The following is a 17,027-nucleotide window of genomic DNA, read 5'->3' as shown; positions in this document are numbered from 1 at the left end:
CTTTGAATTTAATCAAATTTAGCTAAAGGGGTCACTGTGTATTTTTTACCAACTGAAAGAAGGGGCAAACTATTCACCTATTTAAACACAGATAAACACTAATACAATAAGCACATGTTAAAAAATGTCATGAAATTTATATTTTTCCTTACCACCTGTTTAGTCATTGGCTGTAAAGATGGAGGTATTGCTGAAAGTGAAACTTTCTCAGTAGAACTAGAAACAATTACGAAGGGCAATGAAAAAGAATATACATGGACCCATGCACGTTCAGCAGTCATACCATCTGATCCGCTTAGGGTGATTACGACAATGTCGCAGACCCTCAAAACTGGCTCAGATGTTTACCATGATTTGTATCAAGTCCAAAGCGAGGATATGGGCCAAACTTGGTCTGAACCTGAACCCATACCTTCTTTGTCGATAATTGAACAAGACAGTGGATACCGATCGGTAGTTGATATGTGGCCTCAATGGCATTCCAAAACTAATAAAGTGGTAAACATAGGCACTTCTCCCTTTTATTCTAGCGAAAGAACACACGACGGTTGGAAAAAGGAAGTAGTTTATGCCAATTTTGATCCTGTAACAGAACAATGGAGTTCTCCTAAATTCTTGGAACTACCTGAAAAAGATCATGAAGGAAAGCTTTTAATGGCACCTGCTGCTGGTAGTGCTCAATGGCTTGAATTGCCTGATGGAGATATTCTCTTACCTATATTTTATTTTAAGGTTACCGAGGAACAGGCTTCTTTAGCTTTGACTAACCCAGAGGAGGCTTTTAGTATAAGTAATTTGATGAAAAGTGATGATTTTGGGTTTAGTACCACTGTTGTTCGATGTACTTTTGATGGTGAAAACCTGATTTATAAAGCGCATGGAGATGAATTAATACTTCACCATGGGAGGGGAATATATGAACCCTCCATTGCCTCTTTTAAGGGAGAATATTATCTAACAATGCGTAGTGATAAGAGTGCCTATGTATCCAAAAGCAAAGATGGACTGCATTTTAGTTCTCCTAAGGAATGGACCTTCAACGATAATTCTATTTTGGGTAGTTATAACACGCAACAACATTGGGTGAGTCATAATGACGCCTTATATCTGGTATATACCCGAAAGGGAGCAGATAACGATGAGGTTTTTCGTCATAGAGCGCCACTTTTTATGGCACAGGTAGATACTGATAGCCTTCAGGTAATCCGTGATACGGAGCAAGTAGTAGTGCCCAACAGGGGAGTAGCATTAGGTAATTTTGGAATAATGGAGGTCAATCAAAACGAGACTTGGGTTACTGTTGCCGAATATATGAGAGGAGAAGAAAATGTAGCTGCAGACAATAGCGTTTTTACTGCTAGGATTTTGTGGAACAAGCCGAATACCAATTTAAAACAATAATGCCGAGTAAAGTGCTTGGATAGGTATTGAGCATTGGCGTTTAGGTTTATGGGTTGACTAATCTTCCTCCTTAAGTCCAAAGGAGGAAGTGTCATTAGGTTCAGACCTTGTTTTGTGAACTTTAACAAGTTCACTATACTAAGAAACAGTTAGCTCCTTGTGTTGATTGTATAGTGGTTTAAACCAAGCTTCGGTATCCAATTCCTTTTCCTATTCACGCCGCTATAATCCTGTTGAAAATATTTACAATTAATCAATGATTGCTAGTTCTTAAACGAAATCGATCCTAAAATACCCACAGCATTTATTTGGGTAAATTTCTATTTGCCCTTCAAGCTGAAAAACGGAGATGTTTCTAACTTGTATTTTACCTAACCAGTAAACAGATGTCCATTAAAGATTGTTTTTAAATTTCTATTGGGGATAAAATTGAATTTATTCACTGAATTTTGATAAATTCATGTTTTTATTAATAATATGAACGTTGGTAAAATTCAAAGCGAGCGTTATTTCCTAGAACTCAAAGCATAAAATGTCAAAGAATATTAAAGTCCTTTTCCTAAGTTTCTTTTTTCTAAGCACTTGTTTCATAGCAGCTCATGCCGTTGCTATAGTGGGGGAAGAAATCAATCCAAACTCATTTGAAGGCACGGACACTGAACGTATACTACAAGCAATACAAGAGGCTAGTGGCAATTCTAACCTGGTGCGAATTCCACGTGTTAATGACAACGGTACCAATATATGGATGATTGATAGTGCCCTATTGCTGCCAAGTAATATCACCATCATCCTGGACAACTGTACACTTCAATTATCTGACACTAGCAGAGACAACTTGTTTCGCTCGGACAATGTGGGAGAGGGTATTGAAAATCCAGTTTGGAATGAAAACATAAGCATTTACGGAGTAGGGTACCCTATTCTTAAGGGTGCAGATAACCCACGTGCTACTGGCGATGGAGCAAGGATGATTACCTTAAACCCCAAGGAAGAACAAGCGAAAGGAAATTGGAGGGTTAGCTATGGAACGGATGCTGGAAAACCAGGAGTGAAGCAAAAAAGTGACTGGAGAAATATCATGGTTTTGATAGGCTACGTCAAAAACTTTAAAATAAAAAATGTAAGGTTTGAAAACACGCATGGCTGGACAATTAGTTTTGAACGCACTGTGGGTGCTGACCTATCTGACCTTACCATTTTTAATGAAGAATTTGTAACGGTAAATGGAGAGCAGCTGATGGTGTCGAATAAGGATGGGATAAACTTGAGACAAGGTTGCAAAAACTTCAGAATCAATAATATATCTGGAGTAACAGGAGATGATTTTATAGCCCTTTCCAACTTAGATACAAAACCTGATCAACCCCAAAAGAATGGTGACATCAATTCTGGCATGGTCACCGCTAGTAGGTGGTATGGGCCGGAAGATGATATAGAGCAAGTAGTGATTACCAATGTTTCCTGTGAAAACAAGTACCGTGCGGTAGCCATTAGAGCAAGTGATGAAGCGGGAATTCATCATGTTTATATCAATGGCTTAATTTTTAGGTCAATAGACGATCGTTATGAAGCCATCCTTATAGGAGGTACAGGCTACGGCAAAGAATCCTCGCCCGGAAAAATCAATAACATCCATGCAATGAACATCATAGGAGATGGCCAATCCTTAGTTAGGATTCAAGCTAAAGTAAAAGACTGTAATTTTATGAATGGCATGTATTCAGGTGAAAATGATACGGCTACCCTTTATGAAATTGATCCTTTAGAAACTTCGGGCATTACTGAAAACGGATGGACTAAGGTCAAGTAAGACGACTTTTCTTCAGGGAAATAGTTCATTCGTATAATTTAATTTCAATTATTGAGAATAACCCCTTAGATTTAGTATTGCATTGGTTCCGTTCTTATGGTTCATGATCAGGTTAGGCGGACCGACATTTAGTTTTAGGTTATGGTAACGTAAACTGTTCGATTATTTGTGGATTAGGATCTACTCGCAGTATTTCAGATTAATAAATAATGCCAGCTCAATTAATAATATACCATAATTGGATGGCTCAATAAAGAAAAACTTCAAACAAAAAATACAACAATGACTGTAGCTAAAATTTCGAGATGTCTAGTTTTTTTCATGAGCCTGGGCTTCTTATTCTTGTCCAGTGAGGCTTTCTCACAAAACATTCCTGCAAACCCATCTTTATTGGAAATTAACCCACCTGATGGACCTTCCAATGACAAGGTAAATGCTATTGTAGGTGTTAGGTTGATAGATGGTCTTGGAGGATCAGCTGTGGAGAATGCAACCATTGTTATCCAGGGCAATCGAATAATCGAAGTAGGCGCTAAGGACCAGGTGAAAATACCTGCTGGTGCAGCAATTACAGATGGAAAAGGAATGAGTCTTCTTCCTGGTTTAGTGGATTCTCATTTCCACAGTGCCAATAACAATAAACAATTAAGTACTCTTCTTAAAAATGGAGTGACAACTATGAGAGACCCAGGTCATCCCATTAGGTTTTATCAAGCCCAACATTTTGCTACAGCAAAAATGCCAAGGGTATATGTAACGGGTGCGCATCTTGATGGCTATCCAGGTGTGTATGTTCAGCAGGCGGCTTTGATAAGAGATGGTGATCACATCAGATCACAAATTGCTGAGTATGTGAAAAATGGCTCTTCTGGAATTAAAATTTATTTTAGACTTCCATTAAAGTATATTGAAACAGTTGTCAAAACTGCTGATTTCTACAATATTCCCGTTGTTGCACATTTGGAGTTGGTTGATGCTGACGATGCAATTATGGCTGGTTTACGTGGTATAGAGCATGTTACTTCTTTTGGAACCTCTATCGCAGATCCTAAGGATGCAGAAGAGTTTAGAAAATCAGTTCAGGAAGACAGTAACAACAGAAGAGCTGGAAGGTACCTTTTATGGTCTAAAATTGATTTGTCTACTGATAGGGTGAAGGATGTACTTGAATTTGCCGCCAAAAATGATGTGGTGTTGTCACCGACACTTGCCACATTTGAAAAGCAATTTGGAGACAGCGAAGTAAAGGATTATGAGGCAGAAGGATTTAAAAACATGCATGACTTTGTTGGCATGGCTCATAAGGCTGGGGTGAAAATAGTTACAGGTTCTCACAATAGTGGTAAATATGTAACACCAGGCCTTGCTTATCAAAGAGAGATGGAATTGTTGGTAGCAGCAGGTCTTAGTCCTTTAGATGTTATCTCCAGCAGTACTATTATCAATGCACAATATTTCCGTACTCAGGATAGATTGGGAAGTATAGAAAAAGGTAAATTGGCGGATTTGATTTTGGTGGAAGGTAATCCTTCAGTAGACATTAAAGCCATGTATTCGATCAAAAAGGTTATGCTAAATGGTGAATGGGTAGAGAACAATTAATTAATTGTTTAAGTCTAGCTTCACACAAGGATTCGTTGGAATTTTGAAAAAAAAGTGAAAAACCCCACATAGTGATGGCTATGTGGGGTTTTTTTGTGCTTTAGTAAATTTAAACCCAGACTAGGCGCTTAGTGATTGTCTCCAATTTTTAACGGTAAGCGATAGCTTGTCTATTTTGAGTCATTGAAAACCTTTGTTTAATGGTTTACGCTCTCTTTATTTTTTCGCTTTCTGTCCCACCAGACATAGCCTATGAAACCTAAGAGACTTATTGCACCTACCCAAATCAAACCAGTCTTCATGCTTTCATTGTTTTGGCCCAGAACAGCAATTATAATGGTCAAAGGTAGGATACCAAGCATTGTGGAGGCAATGAATTTCCAGTATCCCATTCGCAACATCCCTGCAATGATGCTGATGGCGTCATTGGATAGAAAAGGGGATACTCTCGTAACGATTACTGCCCAGAAGCCATAATCTTCCAAAAATCCTGTAATTTTTTTCTCAGTCTTCTCACCGAGTATTCGTTGGATAACGGGGGTACCAAAATTCACCCCTACGCCATAACCGATGGTGGAGGCAGTGAAAATGGCTACCAGGATAATGCCAGAACCTAACCATGGCCCATAAGCGATAATGGTGACCACCATTAAAAGAAAGGAAGGGATGATGAACATAAACATCTGCAATACCATGGCACCAACAATTATCAATGGCCCCCATATTTCAAATTGACTCACCCAATCCGAAATTCTCTGCTCATCATTGCTGCCAAGCACTTCCCAGGCTTCATTAAAAAACTGATGAACAGTTTCATTTAAAAAATACAAGGCAACAAGACTTCCCAGAAATACAAATGAAAAAAGGTAAGGCCATATATTCGTTTTTTATTTGACATTAAAAGAGTGCTAAGCTTACAATTGAAAATGAAAGAATTAGTAAATGCACTAAAATAATGCCGAATTAATATAGCTAAGGCTTATTTTTATTGAAAAATAATCCTTTGAACTTTTACCTGAAAATAGGCCCCGTAAAGGTGCTTTTCAAGTTGCCTTAGGTGAATGCTTGAAATGGTTATCGTTTCCTAATGCGTTTAATTAGCCCATCAGTACTCCACATCCAAATTGTATTTTGACAACAGGCCAGGAAGTCCGGTGACAGAGAATTTTGCTTTTTTGACCTTGTTGTTTTCAGGGTCAAAGCTGTAATTGTAAGCTGTTCTGAAATCTGCTTTCTCCAAGATGGTTTTAAAGAAAGAGGCAGCCAATAAATCACAACTATCGAAAATAGCTAGCGTTAAATCTGCATTTGAAAAATCAACATCCTTTAAAGAACAATGGTCAAATTTGATTTTTTTTAGGTTCTTACCATGAAAAATCGAATAGTCAAGGTTACAGCCTGTGAAAGAAGCGGCAAACAGAAAGTCATCACATTTACCAAAATCGATCCCCATGATTTTGCATTGTTCAAAGCCCACACTTTTAAAGGCGGTATCAGCAATATTCGTTAGGGAAAAGTTACAATTAACAAATAGACAATCTATGAATTCTATTCGCCTTAAATCACTATTGGAAAAGTCGCATCCAGTGAATTTACAATTGTCATAGGACTCACCAGTCATTCTGCTTTCAGAATAATTGATTTGATCAAAAAGCTCTTTCTGAAACGATTCACCTGACATAAACGTAAATTAAGGATGGTTTTTAGGTGAGTAGGTCCACCTGATATAAATACTTTGAGAAGCGAAATTAAGCCATAGTTTTCATTAAAAAAAAGGCCGTTAAATACGTTTTTCCGAATATTACAATTTGATTTGTAATGGCCTGTACTCCGCCTCTTTATAAAAGCGAGTAATTACTTCATGAGATTGGATCGCACTTTGGGTTCTGTTAGGACTGCTTTAAAGTTTTGCCCAACTAACAAAAAATCCCCAAGGCAAATATTGCCATTGGGGATTATATTAAGGACAGTAATTATAGTGTGGGGAACGTGACTTTACTGCCATCCTCCTCCAAGTGCCCTGTATAGCGTAACGACACTTTGTAACTGCTGTATTTTTAATTCAATATAATCAAGCTCAGAGGCAAGTGAATTGGATTGACTGTTGATCATGTCCAGGTAATCCGCATATCCAATTTTAAACATTGTATTGGCATTGTCCACGGATCTTCTTTGCAAAAGTACCTCATCCGTTTTTAGGGTTAGTTCCTCTTTTAAAGTTTGGTATTCATTGACCAATCCCAGAACCTCCAGGTAGCCACCTAATACAGTTTGTTCATAATCATACAAGGCAACTTTCTGTCTGGCTTTGGCCGTCTCAAAGGTAGCCTTGATGCTGCTTCTATTGAATACAGGGGCTACCAAACCTCCACCTAGTTGGTATACCATGGAGGCAGGATTAAGGAACAGCTTACTGAATTCGAATGCATTGTAACCAGCCATTCCATGGAGATTGAATGTAGGGAAAAATGCAGTTCGGGCGATACCTACTTCCAGGTTATTGGCCTGTAAAGTCTGCTCAGCAGCTCTAATATCTGGTCGCATCGTAAGAAGCGTAGAAGGCAAGCCTAATTCAAGAGCAGGAGGTAAAACATTGACCTCTGATAGAGATTGTCTTTGGATATTTTCTGGATAAGTACCCAAAAGATAAGAAAGGTTTAGCTCTGCTTGTTTTAGTTCTCTTCGTTTCTTTACAAGGATCCCTTTAGAATTCAACATTAGCGCTTCAAACTGGTCAATTGACAACTGACTTTCTTTCCCGGCATTCTTCAAGCTTTTACCAAGTTCAAATGCTTGTTCTTGAAAAGAAATGCTAGCCAGCAAAGTTTCAATTTCCTCATCTAAACCGATAATATTATAATAGTTTTTAGCAATTTCTGCAATTAACCAGGTACGTGAAAGGTTGCCCATTTCCACAGAGGCCATGTATTCTGAAAGCGCTTGTTTTTTACGCATGTTTAATTTGCCCCAAACATCAAGCTCCCAATTGAACTCAGCACCTATCATAAAATCAGTATAAGGGGTAGGGATTTTCTTGTCATCAGGAACAGTCGAAGAACGGTTGGTATCATCATTACCAACCCCATCCATGGTGTAATCACCAAACTTTCTCACACTTGACCCAGCTGTTAGATTTAGTTCAGGGAGTTGTCCAAGTTTTGCCCTTTTTAAGGCCGCTCTTGAGATCCTGATATTTGCCAAAGTTTTAGCGACGTCCTGATTGTTTTCCAGACCACGTTCGATTAACGCATTTAAGTGCTCATCATCAAAAAAGGCTTGCCATTGGGTCATCGCCAAATTCATGCTATCTTCTCCCACTTGGGCACCATGGTAAGTAGTAGGAGGAGCTTTTATGTCCTCCAGGGAGGTTTTCTGTACCTTGCAAGCGGTAAGGCTGCTAATCACCAAGGTGATATAAACGATATATTGGTATGAATTTTTGTTCATGATTTTGTTCAGTTTTAGAACCGACAGCAAGAAATTATTATTGCTGTCGGTTCTTCCTTAGGATGTTTTAAGATCAGTAGAATTGATCGCCTTTTCAGTGATAGGAGTTACCTCGGGCTTCTTGTTTAGGTAAACCGAAAGCGTCTCAAATGCCACGTACAAGCCAGGGATTAAAATAATCCCCACAAAAGTACCAATAAACATACCTCCAGCTGCAGCTGTACCAATGGTTCGGTTACCAATTGCACCAGCTCCACTGGCCAAAGCAAGTGGGATAAGTCCACTAATAAAAGCGAATGAGGTCATCAAAATCGGCCGCAACCTTTCAACAGCAGCGAATACCCCTGATTCAAGAATCCCCATTCCTCTTTCTCTGGATTGAACAGCAATCTCAATGATCAAAATGGCATTTTTACCCAACAAACCTATAAGCATTACCAAGGACACCTGGGCATAAATGTTGTTTTCCAAACCTGTGAGTTGCAACAATAGAAAGGAACCAAATATACCTGCAGGCAATGACAAAATTACCGGAAGAGGGAGAAGGTAACTTTCATATTGGGCAGCAAGCAAAAGGTAAACGAATACCAAACATATAAGGAAGATATAGATCGCTTGATTTCCAGAAGCTATTTGTTCCCTGGTAATCCCAGACCAGTCAATATTAAAACCTCTCGGAAGAGTTGCGATGGCTGTTTCTTCTACTGCCCTGATGGCGTCCCCACTCGAATAACCTGGTGCCGCATCTCCATTGATCATGGCAGAGATAAACATGTTATAACGCGTTAACTGTTCTGGTCCGTAAATCCTTTCCAGGTTCACAAAGTTGGAATAAGGAACCATCTCGCCTGTGTTGTTCTTGGTGTACATTTTGAGCAGGGATTCCGGATTGGTTCTAAATTCCGGAGAAGCCTGAAGCATTACCTTGTACATTTGGCCAAACTGAATGAAATTCGAGCTGTAATAACTACCGATAAAACTTTGAAGTGTTTCCATGGATTCTCGAATATCCACACCAAGCTTTGCAGCTTTGTCATGGTCTACCCTAAGAATATACTGAGGGAAAGAAGGGTCAAAATTGGTGAATACATCTTGTATTTCAGGCCTTGCCCTAACTTCATTAAGAAAATCATCCACTGTTGAGGCTGTAAAAGCCAGGTCTCCGCCAGTTCTGTCCTGCATTTGCAGTTCAAACCCTGAAGCATTACCGAATCCAGGAACTGGAGGGGGAGCAAAAAACTGAATAGATGCACCAGTAATATGGGCTGTCCTTTCCTGGTATTTGACGATAAGGTCATTGACGTTTTGATCACGGTCATCCCAACCCACGAGGTTGATCATGCCCATGCCATAAGAGGCACCTGCAGTTTCTGTAAGGAGACTGTAACCAGCGAGTGTCGATATCGTTTCCACTTCGTCAAAAGGTAGAATTGAAGCCTGTACATCATCCATTATTTGCTGGGTTCTGTCCATAGTGGAACCTGGAGGGGTGGTTACATTGACGTAAATCATACCCTGATCTTCATTCGGGATAAACCCTGAAGGGAGTATCAGCGTCATGCCATAGGTAAGGGCAAAAAACAGAATTAAAATACCAAAGGTTAATGTTTTTCTACCAGCAGTTTTACCTATAAGCCAGGCATATTTCCCTGAGAAAGCATCATATTTTTCGTTGAATTTGACGAAAAATCTGCTCAATATATTCTTTTTGCCTTCATGATGAACTGGCTTCAACAGAATACTACACAATGCTGGAGACAGTGTAAGGGCATTTATACCTGAAATTACAATTGCAATCGCTAGGGTTAGTGAAAATTGCCTGTAGAATATACCTACCGGACCTGAAAGGAAACTAACAGGAACGAATACAGCTGACATTACCAAGGTAATAGCGATAATAGCACCACCAATCTCTTTCATTGCGGCAAAGGTTGCATCTTGGGCATTTAGACCATCTTGATGCATTTTCACGTGTACGGCTTCCACCACCACAATGGCATTATCCACCACAATCCCTATCGCCAATACCATTGCAAACAGGGTGAGCATATTGATCGAAAAGCCAAATAAACTCATAAAGAAGAATGTCCCAACTAGTGAAACGGGTACGGCTATGGCTGGTATAAGTGTAGATCGCCAGTCTTGCAGGAAGATGAACACGACAAAAGAAACCAATAAAAAGGCCTCAATTAATGTCTTCACTACCTCGGATATAGAAGCATCCAGGAATCGAGATACATCATAGGAGATATTATAGGACATGCCTGGAGGAAATGACGATACCTGCAATTCAGCCATTTTATCTTTAATATTCTGAATTACCTCCCTTGCATTGGAACCAGGCCTTTGCTTGATCATGATAGAGGCAGATGGTTGACCATCCGTCATCGATACCATATTGTAATCTTCTGAGTCAAATTCAACCTCTGCTATGTCTCGGATTTTTAATAGAGATCCATCAGGAAGTGCTTTTAAGGTGATGTTTTCATAATCCTCCTTTTGGTTGAATTTACCTGTGTATTTCAATACATACTGAAGTGCTTGAGGGTCTCTGTCTGAGCTAATCCCTGATTTCCCTGGTGCTGCTTCTACATTTTGACTTTGTATAGCAGCACTGATGTCTTGGGGGGTGAGGTTGTAAGCCACCATTCTGTCAGGATTTAGCCATATCCTCATGGCGTAATCCCTATTTCCCATTATTTCCGCTCTACCTACTCCATCAATCCTTTTTAATTCAGATAAGATGTTTATGTCAGCAAAATTGTATACGAATTTTTCATCTTGAGAAGTGTCAGATGTGATGAGATTAAGGTAGAGTAACATGGAGTTTACTTCCTTTTCAGTCATTACACCTGCACGAATAACCTCTTCTGGAAGTTCATCGACTACAGTTGCCACTCTGTTTTGAACGTTGACAGCAGCCTGATCTGGATCTGTTCCAACATTAAAGAAAACAGTAATGACAGACACACCGTCATTGGTGTTTACAGAAGACATATAAGTCATCCCTGGCACACCATTGATGGCTCTTTCCAGAGGTGTAGTTACCGCTTTGGTAATAACCTCGGCATTGGCTCCACGGTATTGGGAGGTTACAGTTACTGACGGGGGCACAATTTCCGGGAATTGCGTTACAGGTAATCCAAACAGCGCTAATAGTCCGAGTAAGGTGATCAAAATAGAGATCACCGTCGAAAGGATAGGCCTTTTTATAAATAAATCAAACATGCGTAAGTGTTTTTAACCTTTAAAGGCTTAGGTCCAAGGATTTGTAAATTTCTTCTTCCCCAACTGGGTTTGTTTTGACGGTTACATTGTCTTTCAATAATTGTATACCTTCTAAAACCACCTTGTCATTGGGGGTGAAATCCTGAGCTATATAGAATAGCCCATGCCTTCCCATTGGTCGGAAACTACGGACATTTACTTTGTTTTCGCTATCTACCAGGTATACATAGTTATACTCCTGAATCTCGAATGTAGATTTTTGAGGGATAAGAAAAACATCATTCATCATGCTTTTCATTTGCACTTTACCACTAGCACCATGTTTGATTAATTGATCAGGATTTGGAAACCTTACCCTTAGGGCAATAGATCCTGTGCCTTGTTCAAAATCAGCTTCCATGGTTTCTAGTTTTCCTTTATAAGGATAGACCACACCATCTGACATGATAAGTGAGATGTCTTCTTGATCTTTTTGAAGTGATTCTTTGACTTGTTGGTCAATCTCGTCATTGTCTGAACCCTTGTCTAATTCACCACGCATAAATTCCAGGTATTCGTTTTCTGTAATTCTGTAGTAAGCGAAGATTTCACTGATATCTGTAATATTTGTTAGCAAATCACCACTTTTCACCAAACTACCGGTTTTGTAAGGGATTCTATCGACTATGCCGTCAAATGGAGCCTTTACGGTAGTATAGGATAAGCCAACCTGTGCGTTTTTTAACATGGATTGAGCTTCCAAAATGGAAGACTGAGCCATGTCTTTTTTAGATTGCGCTAATTCTAATTCAGAATTGGAATAGATTTTTTTGTCGACAAGCACTTTAAGTCTTTCTACCTCCAGGTTGGCAGACTTCTCTTCGGCTTTAGCTTGCATCAGTTTGGCCTTGGCCGAATTTACCAATTCATTGTATTCAGCAGAGGACAATTGAAACAATGGTTGCCCTTTTTTTACATTTTGCCCCTCATCAACATATATTTTTTCGACAAAACCTTCAACTTTAGACCTCACCTCAACAAACTGTATGGCTTGTAGGTCACAAACATAAGTCTGAGGAACTTCAATACTTTGTGGGGTTAAAGTAAAGACCGGGACCTCCAGTACTTCAGCATTTTTTTTATTTTTCCCATTTCCTTCACTACAAGACACTGTAGTAAAAACAATCCCAGCCAAATAAAGCAACGTGATTACTGTCCGGTATTCCATAAAGGAAGACCTGAACCATTGGTTTTTGTTCAACATTTCTTCTGAATAAAGTTAAAATTTCAATAAAATGATAATATGGTTTTCTAGCAATGATACCTTTGAGATACTCAATAGGAGATCTTACTGGATTATTAAGGGATTTTCTACTGACAATCGTTGATACAGTTATGGTTGCATAACTAGCGTATTCAACTCAGCATAAACTCAGGGTGCATTCTTACAAATCACCAAACAAATGATTTGCTTAAGTTGCTTTAGAGAAGCTGATGTGCAGATTTTTTTGGGGGTATTTATTGAATTTATTATCAGGCTATTGTAATAATTGGCCTTCAAATAAAAAGTGGGTAATAAAAGATTTTTTTGTGGTGAATATTTGGAAAATACTCTGGTTAGTGAAGTTGGGAAGTCTAAATAGTCATAATCTAAAACGCCAATTTGTAGCTCAGAAGACGGAAAATTGTACATGGCTTTTTCTCCTTCTGCAACAGAAAGAAAAAGCAAAAAAATAGCCAGTAAATTGGTTAAAACAATTCTGATTATTAATGTCCCTATGTTGTGTTTCCCAATTTCCACAGCACAAAAGTAGAAAAAAAATATTAGAAAGGCTGACCGCTTATAAGAGCAAATACCACCTTAATACAAAAATAGACTGGTATTTAGGTGTTTTAGGCTGAGAATTCAAAAAGAAATATAGTAGAAGTATTGTGCAAAAAAAAACACAAAGAGGTGGTCCAATAGCTCTCCATGATAGAATATTAATCCACCAATATTTTTGGGATACGACCTTAAAAAGATTTGAAAAAAGGCAAGGAAAGGGATGGGCATTGTTTTAGAAACAACTCAATATAAGTACAAGATTAATGAATAAAAGTGAATAGGTGTATAGTATAATTATTTTGTTTTCTGACAATAAATATTAGTAAATATTTTGTATGTGTGTAGCTAAATAATATATTACTTAATAAAAATTCAAATTATTTAAAACAATTAATTAATGGTTGAGACTTATGAAAAATCTAAAACGATTACCTGAAAAGCTTCATTTTTATCAATTTACAAAAATGGCAATTCTTATTTTGGGCCTTATGGTAGCCATCACCTCATGCAATATGAGTGGCGGTGATGATGACGATGATGATAAAATAGGAGCATACATGGTTTCTTTTAAATCCAATGGTGTTTTACAAGAATTTACATCGGATCATTTTCCTCAAGGAAGTTTATATGAAATTGGAGCACAATATGGGGCAGGAATTTCAGCTGTTCGTTCTGCAAGTTCTTTCAGTATTCAGGTTTTGGACAATAAAAGTATTACAGCTAAGAGTTATTCAGGGGTAGTGAAGATAGAAGCAACAGCGGAGTCACCAGCTTACCTTGAAGGGGCCAGTCTCGGTTATGGAGAGGGCCAAACTAGCTATTTATCTGCAAGTCTTGATTCCGATGTAAAGGTGGCAATAAGTGAAATAACAGCAGTGTCAATGCGCGGAACATTTAGCGGAACACTTAAATCAAGCGGAGAACAGGATTTGGTAGTGACAGATGGGAAATTCTATGTGCCACGTGCCCAAGCAGGTGGTTAAGGGACTATTTGGCACCAAATTTATACCTTCGTAGCTGTTTTTTGAGTTTAAAATACTTCCTAAGTGGGGTCTGAAACACTATCTCAAATCTAGCTTTTTGGCTGGATTTGAGATTAACTTCCTAGCCATATATAGATCAAAATTGTTACAATACATAATCCTAGAGAAACTGGTTTGGCATATCGCCAAGGCTTCATTTCCAATACGGGAGGTTTTTTAACGAATGTATTGGGTTTACCGGGGAAGTAATGACTGACGGCAAACATTACCAAAAGGTTGATCACAAACTCAATGGCCCAAATATGAATAAAGTGTATCCCTGAATCAAATATGAAGGAAGTCAACAAGTAAAATGAAAGGCCAGTGACAAGACCGACTTTGGCACCATTGGCAGTTATTCTTGGAATGAAAAATCCGGCAATTAGAATAGAGGCTATAGGGATAAAAAAGATACCGTTTAATTGTTGCATTAATTGGTACAATCCTTCGGGGGCATTTCCAACAAGAGGCGCAATCAATATCGCAAATACTGCCAGGACAAGAGAACTTAATCGACCCACCCTAACAAGCTTTTTGTCACTGGAATTAGTGTCAATTAGTTTTTTATAAATGTCTAAGCTAAATATTGTAGCAGCCGAGTTTAAAACACTATTGAATGTACTCAATATGGCTCCAAGAACTACTGCAGCAAAAAAGCCCAGCAACCCCAAAGGCATAACACGCATTAATAGTACTGGATAAATAAAATCCTGGTTGTCATAATATTTATCACCGTAATAATAGTAAGCGATTATTCCTGGTACCACGATAATTAAAGGGATGAAAATCTTCATCACTCCTGTAAATAACAATCCTTTTTGGGCCTCAGCCATGTTTTTGGCACCAAATGCCCTTTGTATGATGGTCTGGTTCATCCCCCAGAAGTACAATTGGTTGATCATCAGTCCTGTGAAAATAGTGCTAAATGGCAAAACCGAATCTGCTTTTCCTATCACATCGAATTTTTCAGGGACATATTCATATACTTTTGTTATCCCATCTAAAATATTGCCATCGCCAATGTCCCAGAGCGCTAGAGTAGGTACCATTAAGCCACCTATAAGTAGGCCTATAGCATTTATGGAATCAGACAGCGCAACGGCTTTTAGGCCGCCAAAAATAGCGTATATGGAGCCGACCACGCCTATGGTTATGACTGTGATCCAAATGCCTTCAGGTCTACTGACATTCAATACTTCGGAGACATTGAAGATACTCTCAAGATTAATGGCGCCAGTGTAAAGCACTATTGGAAGTAAGGTGACGACAAAAGAAACCATCAATAAAAAGGCTACAATCGTTTTTGTGGTGCTGTCATACCTTTGTTCCAGGTATTGAGGGATTGTCGTTAATCCCATCTTGAGGTAAATGGGCAGAAAGTAAAGTGCAGCAATGACCAAAGCAATAGCGCTGGTGACCTCCCAGGCAATAATGATCATTCCATTCTTATAGGCAGAACCATTTAATCCTATAAGGTGTTCAGTAGAAATATTGGTAAGGATCATCGACCCGGCAATAACCCCACCTGTTAATGACCTTCCTCCAAGAAAATAACCATCTCTGGAGCTGATGTCATCCTTGCGTAATTTGTACCAGGAAAAAATTGCAACAAATAATGTAAATCCTACGAAGGTTATGGCCGTGAGCATAATATAAAATTAAATTGCTGCTCAGTTTTTGATGAGCAGCAATCAAGGTTTGGGTTTATTGTAAAGGGCAATTAGAATTTCAGGGTTGCGGGAAGATATTTGGCAACCAGGTCTTCATAATAGGGTTTCAGCGCTTTGGCATCTGGTGGAACAGGTACCTTGGAATACAAATCATAAGGATTGAATTTGTCTACCCATTTGAACATTTCCCTGTCATGATCGCTCATCAAATGATCGTAGGCATTTTCTCTATGTTGAGAATAAAAAGAATGGTACCTGATCATGTACAATGCAGGTTCAGGGAGAAAGTCTTTTACGATTTGGTAAAGGTATTCATCGTGTCCCCATGACATTTGAACATTATCGAGCCCAGTATTTTTTTCATAGATACCATATTTTGTATTGTAACGCTCATCCTTGCTGTCAGGATTTGCATCAAAATATTCGGGATAGACAATCTTGTCAGAATGTTTGCAGCCTACAGGGAATGTGTCCCCAACCACTGCCCATTGCGGTTCATCAAACAAACACAAAACTTTGCCTAAATCATGTATGAAACCAGTTAGTACAAACCAATCTGGATGTCCATCTGCTCTTATGGCTTCCGAGGTTTGAAGTAGGTGCTGCAGCTGGTCGAGACTGGTGTCCGGATCAGAATCATCCACGAGTGTATTGAGGTAATCAATAGCATCCCAAAACGGCATCTCCTTCTTGTCGAATTTTAGAAACTCGTCTTGTTTTTGACTAACAAAATCAACGGTCTGATATTGATGATTGAGGCGGTAAAATTCCTTGACTGTTGCTACGCGTTCAGAGTCATGGTAATTCCTGTAGTCCGTTTTGCTTTTGGCCTCTTCGGACTTTGGCTTGGGGTACCTTACTTTTAAATCAGCCTCCCAATCTTCAATATTGTCCAGTGGGGCATTTTCTTTATCTGTCAATTCCTGTCGCATGAATTAAAGGTTTATTATCAGTGCGTTAAAGGTAGAAAAAACATATCAATGTTTGATCTAAAATAATATTTTCACTTTAAATTTAACGAAAATTTAGCTTCGACGGAT

11 protein-coding genes are annotated in these 17,027 nt (G+C 38.8%); 4 read left to right on the top strand and 7 right to left on the bottom strand.

The genetic code is table 11. The features are described 5' to 3' along the window. Positions 1 to 129: 129 nt before the first annotated feature. The 3 genes from ADICYQ_RS20105 to ADICYQ_RS20095 all read left to right on the top strand — a co-directional run bounded on the left by ADICYQ_RS20105 (position 130) and on the right by ADICYQ_RS20095 (position 4,816). Positions 130 to 1,401, top strand: coding sequence for a sialidase family protein (locus ADICYQ_RS20105; protein ID WP_146947386.1), 1,272 nt, complete (start codon positions 130 to 132; stop codon positions 1,399 to 1,401). A gap of 532 nt (positions 1,402 to 1,933) precedes the next feature. Continuing rightward, on the top strand, positions 1,934 to 3,214 hold the full coding sequence (locus tag ADICYQ_RS20100) for a glycoside hydrolase family protein (RefSeq protein ID WP_040417255.1): 1,281 nt from the start codon (positions 1,934 to 1,936) through the stop codon (positions 3,212 to 3,214). Between the two features lie 282 nt (positions 3,215 to 3,496). Continuing rightward, positions 3,497 to 4,816, top strand: coding sequence for an amidohydrolase family protein (locus tag ADICYQ_RS20095; RefSeq protein WP_081652402.1), 1,320 nt, complete (start codon positions 3,497 to 3,499; stop codon positions 4,814 to 4,816). Positions 4,817 to 5,013: 197 nt separating this feature from the next. Here the strand turns inward: ADICYQ_RS20095 and ADICYQ_RS20090 are convergent, their stop codons facing one another. From ADICYQ_RS20090 to ADICYQ_RS20070, 5 genes are all read right to left on the bottom strand, one after another. Further along, entirely contained in the window at positions 5,014 to 5,646 is a 633-nt protein-coding gene (locus tag ADICYQ_RS20090) for a TVP38/TMEM64 family protein (protein WP_020893285.1), read from the bottom strand. 275 nt (positions 5,647 to 5,921) lie between these two features. Beyond that, positions 5,922 to 6,497, bottom strand: a complete 576-nt coding sequence (locus tag ADICYQ_RS20085) for a pentapeptide repeat-containing protein (protein WP_020893284.1) — start codon at positions 6,495 to 6,497, stop codon at positions 5,922 to 5,924. 314 nt (positions 6,498 to 6,811) lie between these two features. Continuing rightward, positions 6,812 to 8,263 carry a TolC family protein gene (locus ADICYQ_RS20080; RefSeq protein ID WP_020893283.1) on the bottom strand — a complete coding sequence of 484 codons (1,452 nt, stop codon included), beginning with the start codon at positions 8,261 to 8,263 and terminating at the stop codon, positions 6,812 to 6,814. 57 nt (positions 8,264 to 8,320) lie between these two features. Next, positions 8,321 to 11,491, bottom strand: coding sequence for an efflux RND transporter permease subunit (locus tag ADICYQ_RS20075; protein ID WP_020893282.1), 3,171 nt, complete (start codon positions 11,489 to 11,491; stop codon positions 8,321 to 8,323). A 19-nt stretch (positions 11,492 to 11,510) separates the two neighbouring features. After that, positions 11,511 to 12,734 (bottom strand): efflux RND transporter periplasmic adaptor subunit, encoded by a 1,224-nt coding sequence (locus ADICYQ_RS20070; protein ID WP_020893281.1) that lies wholly within the window; start codon positions 12,732 to 12,734, stop codon positions 11,511 to 11,513. 971 nt (positions 12,735 to 13,705) lie between these two features. Here ADICYQ_RS20070 and ADICYQ_RS20060 point away from each other — a divergent pair. Further along, entirely contained in the window at positions 13,706 to 14,278 is a 573-nt protein-coding gene (locus ADICYQ_RS20060) for a hypothetical protein (RefSeq protein WP_020893276.1), read from the top strand. A gap of 113 nt (positions 14,279 to 14,391) precedes the next feature. Here ADICYQ_RS20060 and ADICYQ_RS20055 read toward each other — a convergent pair whose 3' ends face one another. Beyond that, a complete protein-coding gene (locus ADICYQ_RS20055; protein ID WP_020893275.1) occupies positions 14,392 to 15,966 on the bottom strand; it encodes a solute:sodium symporter family transporter in 1,575 nt (524 codons plus the stop codon). A gap of 71 nt (positions 15,967 to 16,037) precedes the next feature. Beyond that, positions 16,038 to 16,919, bottom strand: a complete 882-nt coding sequence (locus ADICYQ_RS20050) for an inositol oxygenase family protein (protein ID WP_020893274.1) — start codon at positions 16,917 to 16,919, stop codon at positions 16,038 to 16,040. Between the last annotated feature and the right edge of the window lie 108 nt (positions 16,920 to 17,027).

This window comes from Cyclobacterium qasimii M12-11B, assembly GCF_000427295.1.
GTDB lineage: Bacteria > Bacteroidota > Bacteroidia > Cytophagales > Cyclobacteriaceae > Cyclobacterium > Cyclobacterium qasimii.
Note: the sequence above shows the minus strand (reverse complement) of the source record. Positions and strands in the feature narration are given on the sequence as shown.

What these genes read in the sequence shown, in the direction of transcription:
- ADICYQ_RS20105 (WP_146947386.1), top strand. Translation starts at nt 130, where the DNA reads ATGAAATTTATATTTTTCCTTACCACCTGTTTAGTCATTGGCTGTAAA.
- ADICYQ_RS20100 (WP_040417255.1), top strand. Translation starts at nt 1,934, where the DNA reads ATGTCAAAGAATATTAAAGTCCTTTTCCTAAGTTTCTTTTTTCTAAGC.
- ADICYQ_RS20095 (WP_081652402.1), top strand. Translation starts at nt 3,497, where the DNA reads ATGACTGTAGCTAAAATTTCGAGATGTCTAGTTTTTTTCATGAGCCTG.
- ADICYQ_RS20085 (WP_020893284.1), bottom strand. Translation starts at nt 6,497, where the DNA reads ATGTCAGGTGAATCGTTTCAGAAAGAGCTTTTTGATCAAATCAATTAT.
- ADICYQ_RS20080 (WP_020893283.1), bottom strand. Translation starts at nt 8,263, where the DNA reads ATGAACAAAAATTCATACCAATATATCGTTTATATCACCTTGGTGATT.
- ADICYQ_RS20075 (WP_020893282.1), bottom strand. Translation starts at nt 11,491, where the DNA reads ATGTTTGATTTATTTATAAAAAGGCCTATCCTTTCGACGGTGATCTCT.
- ADICYQ_RS20070 (WP_020893281.1), bottom strand. Translation starts at nt 12,734, where the DNA reads ATGTTGAACAAAAACCAATGGTTCAGGTCTTCCTTTATGGAATACCGG.
- ADICYQ_RS20060 (WP_020893276.1), top strand. Translation starts at nt 13,706, where the DNA reads ATGAAAAATCTAAAACGATTACCTGAAAAGCTTCATTTTTATCAATTT.
- ADICYQ_RS20055 (WP_020893275.1), bottom strand. Translation starts at nt 15,966, where the DNA reads ATGCTCACGGCCATAACCTTCGTAGGATTTACATTATTTGTTGCAATT.
- ADICYQ_RS20050 (WP_020893274.1), bottom strand. Translation starts at nt 16,919, where the DNA reads ATGCGACAGGAATTGACAGATAAAGAAAATGCCCCACTGGACAATATT.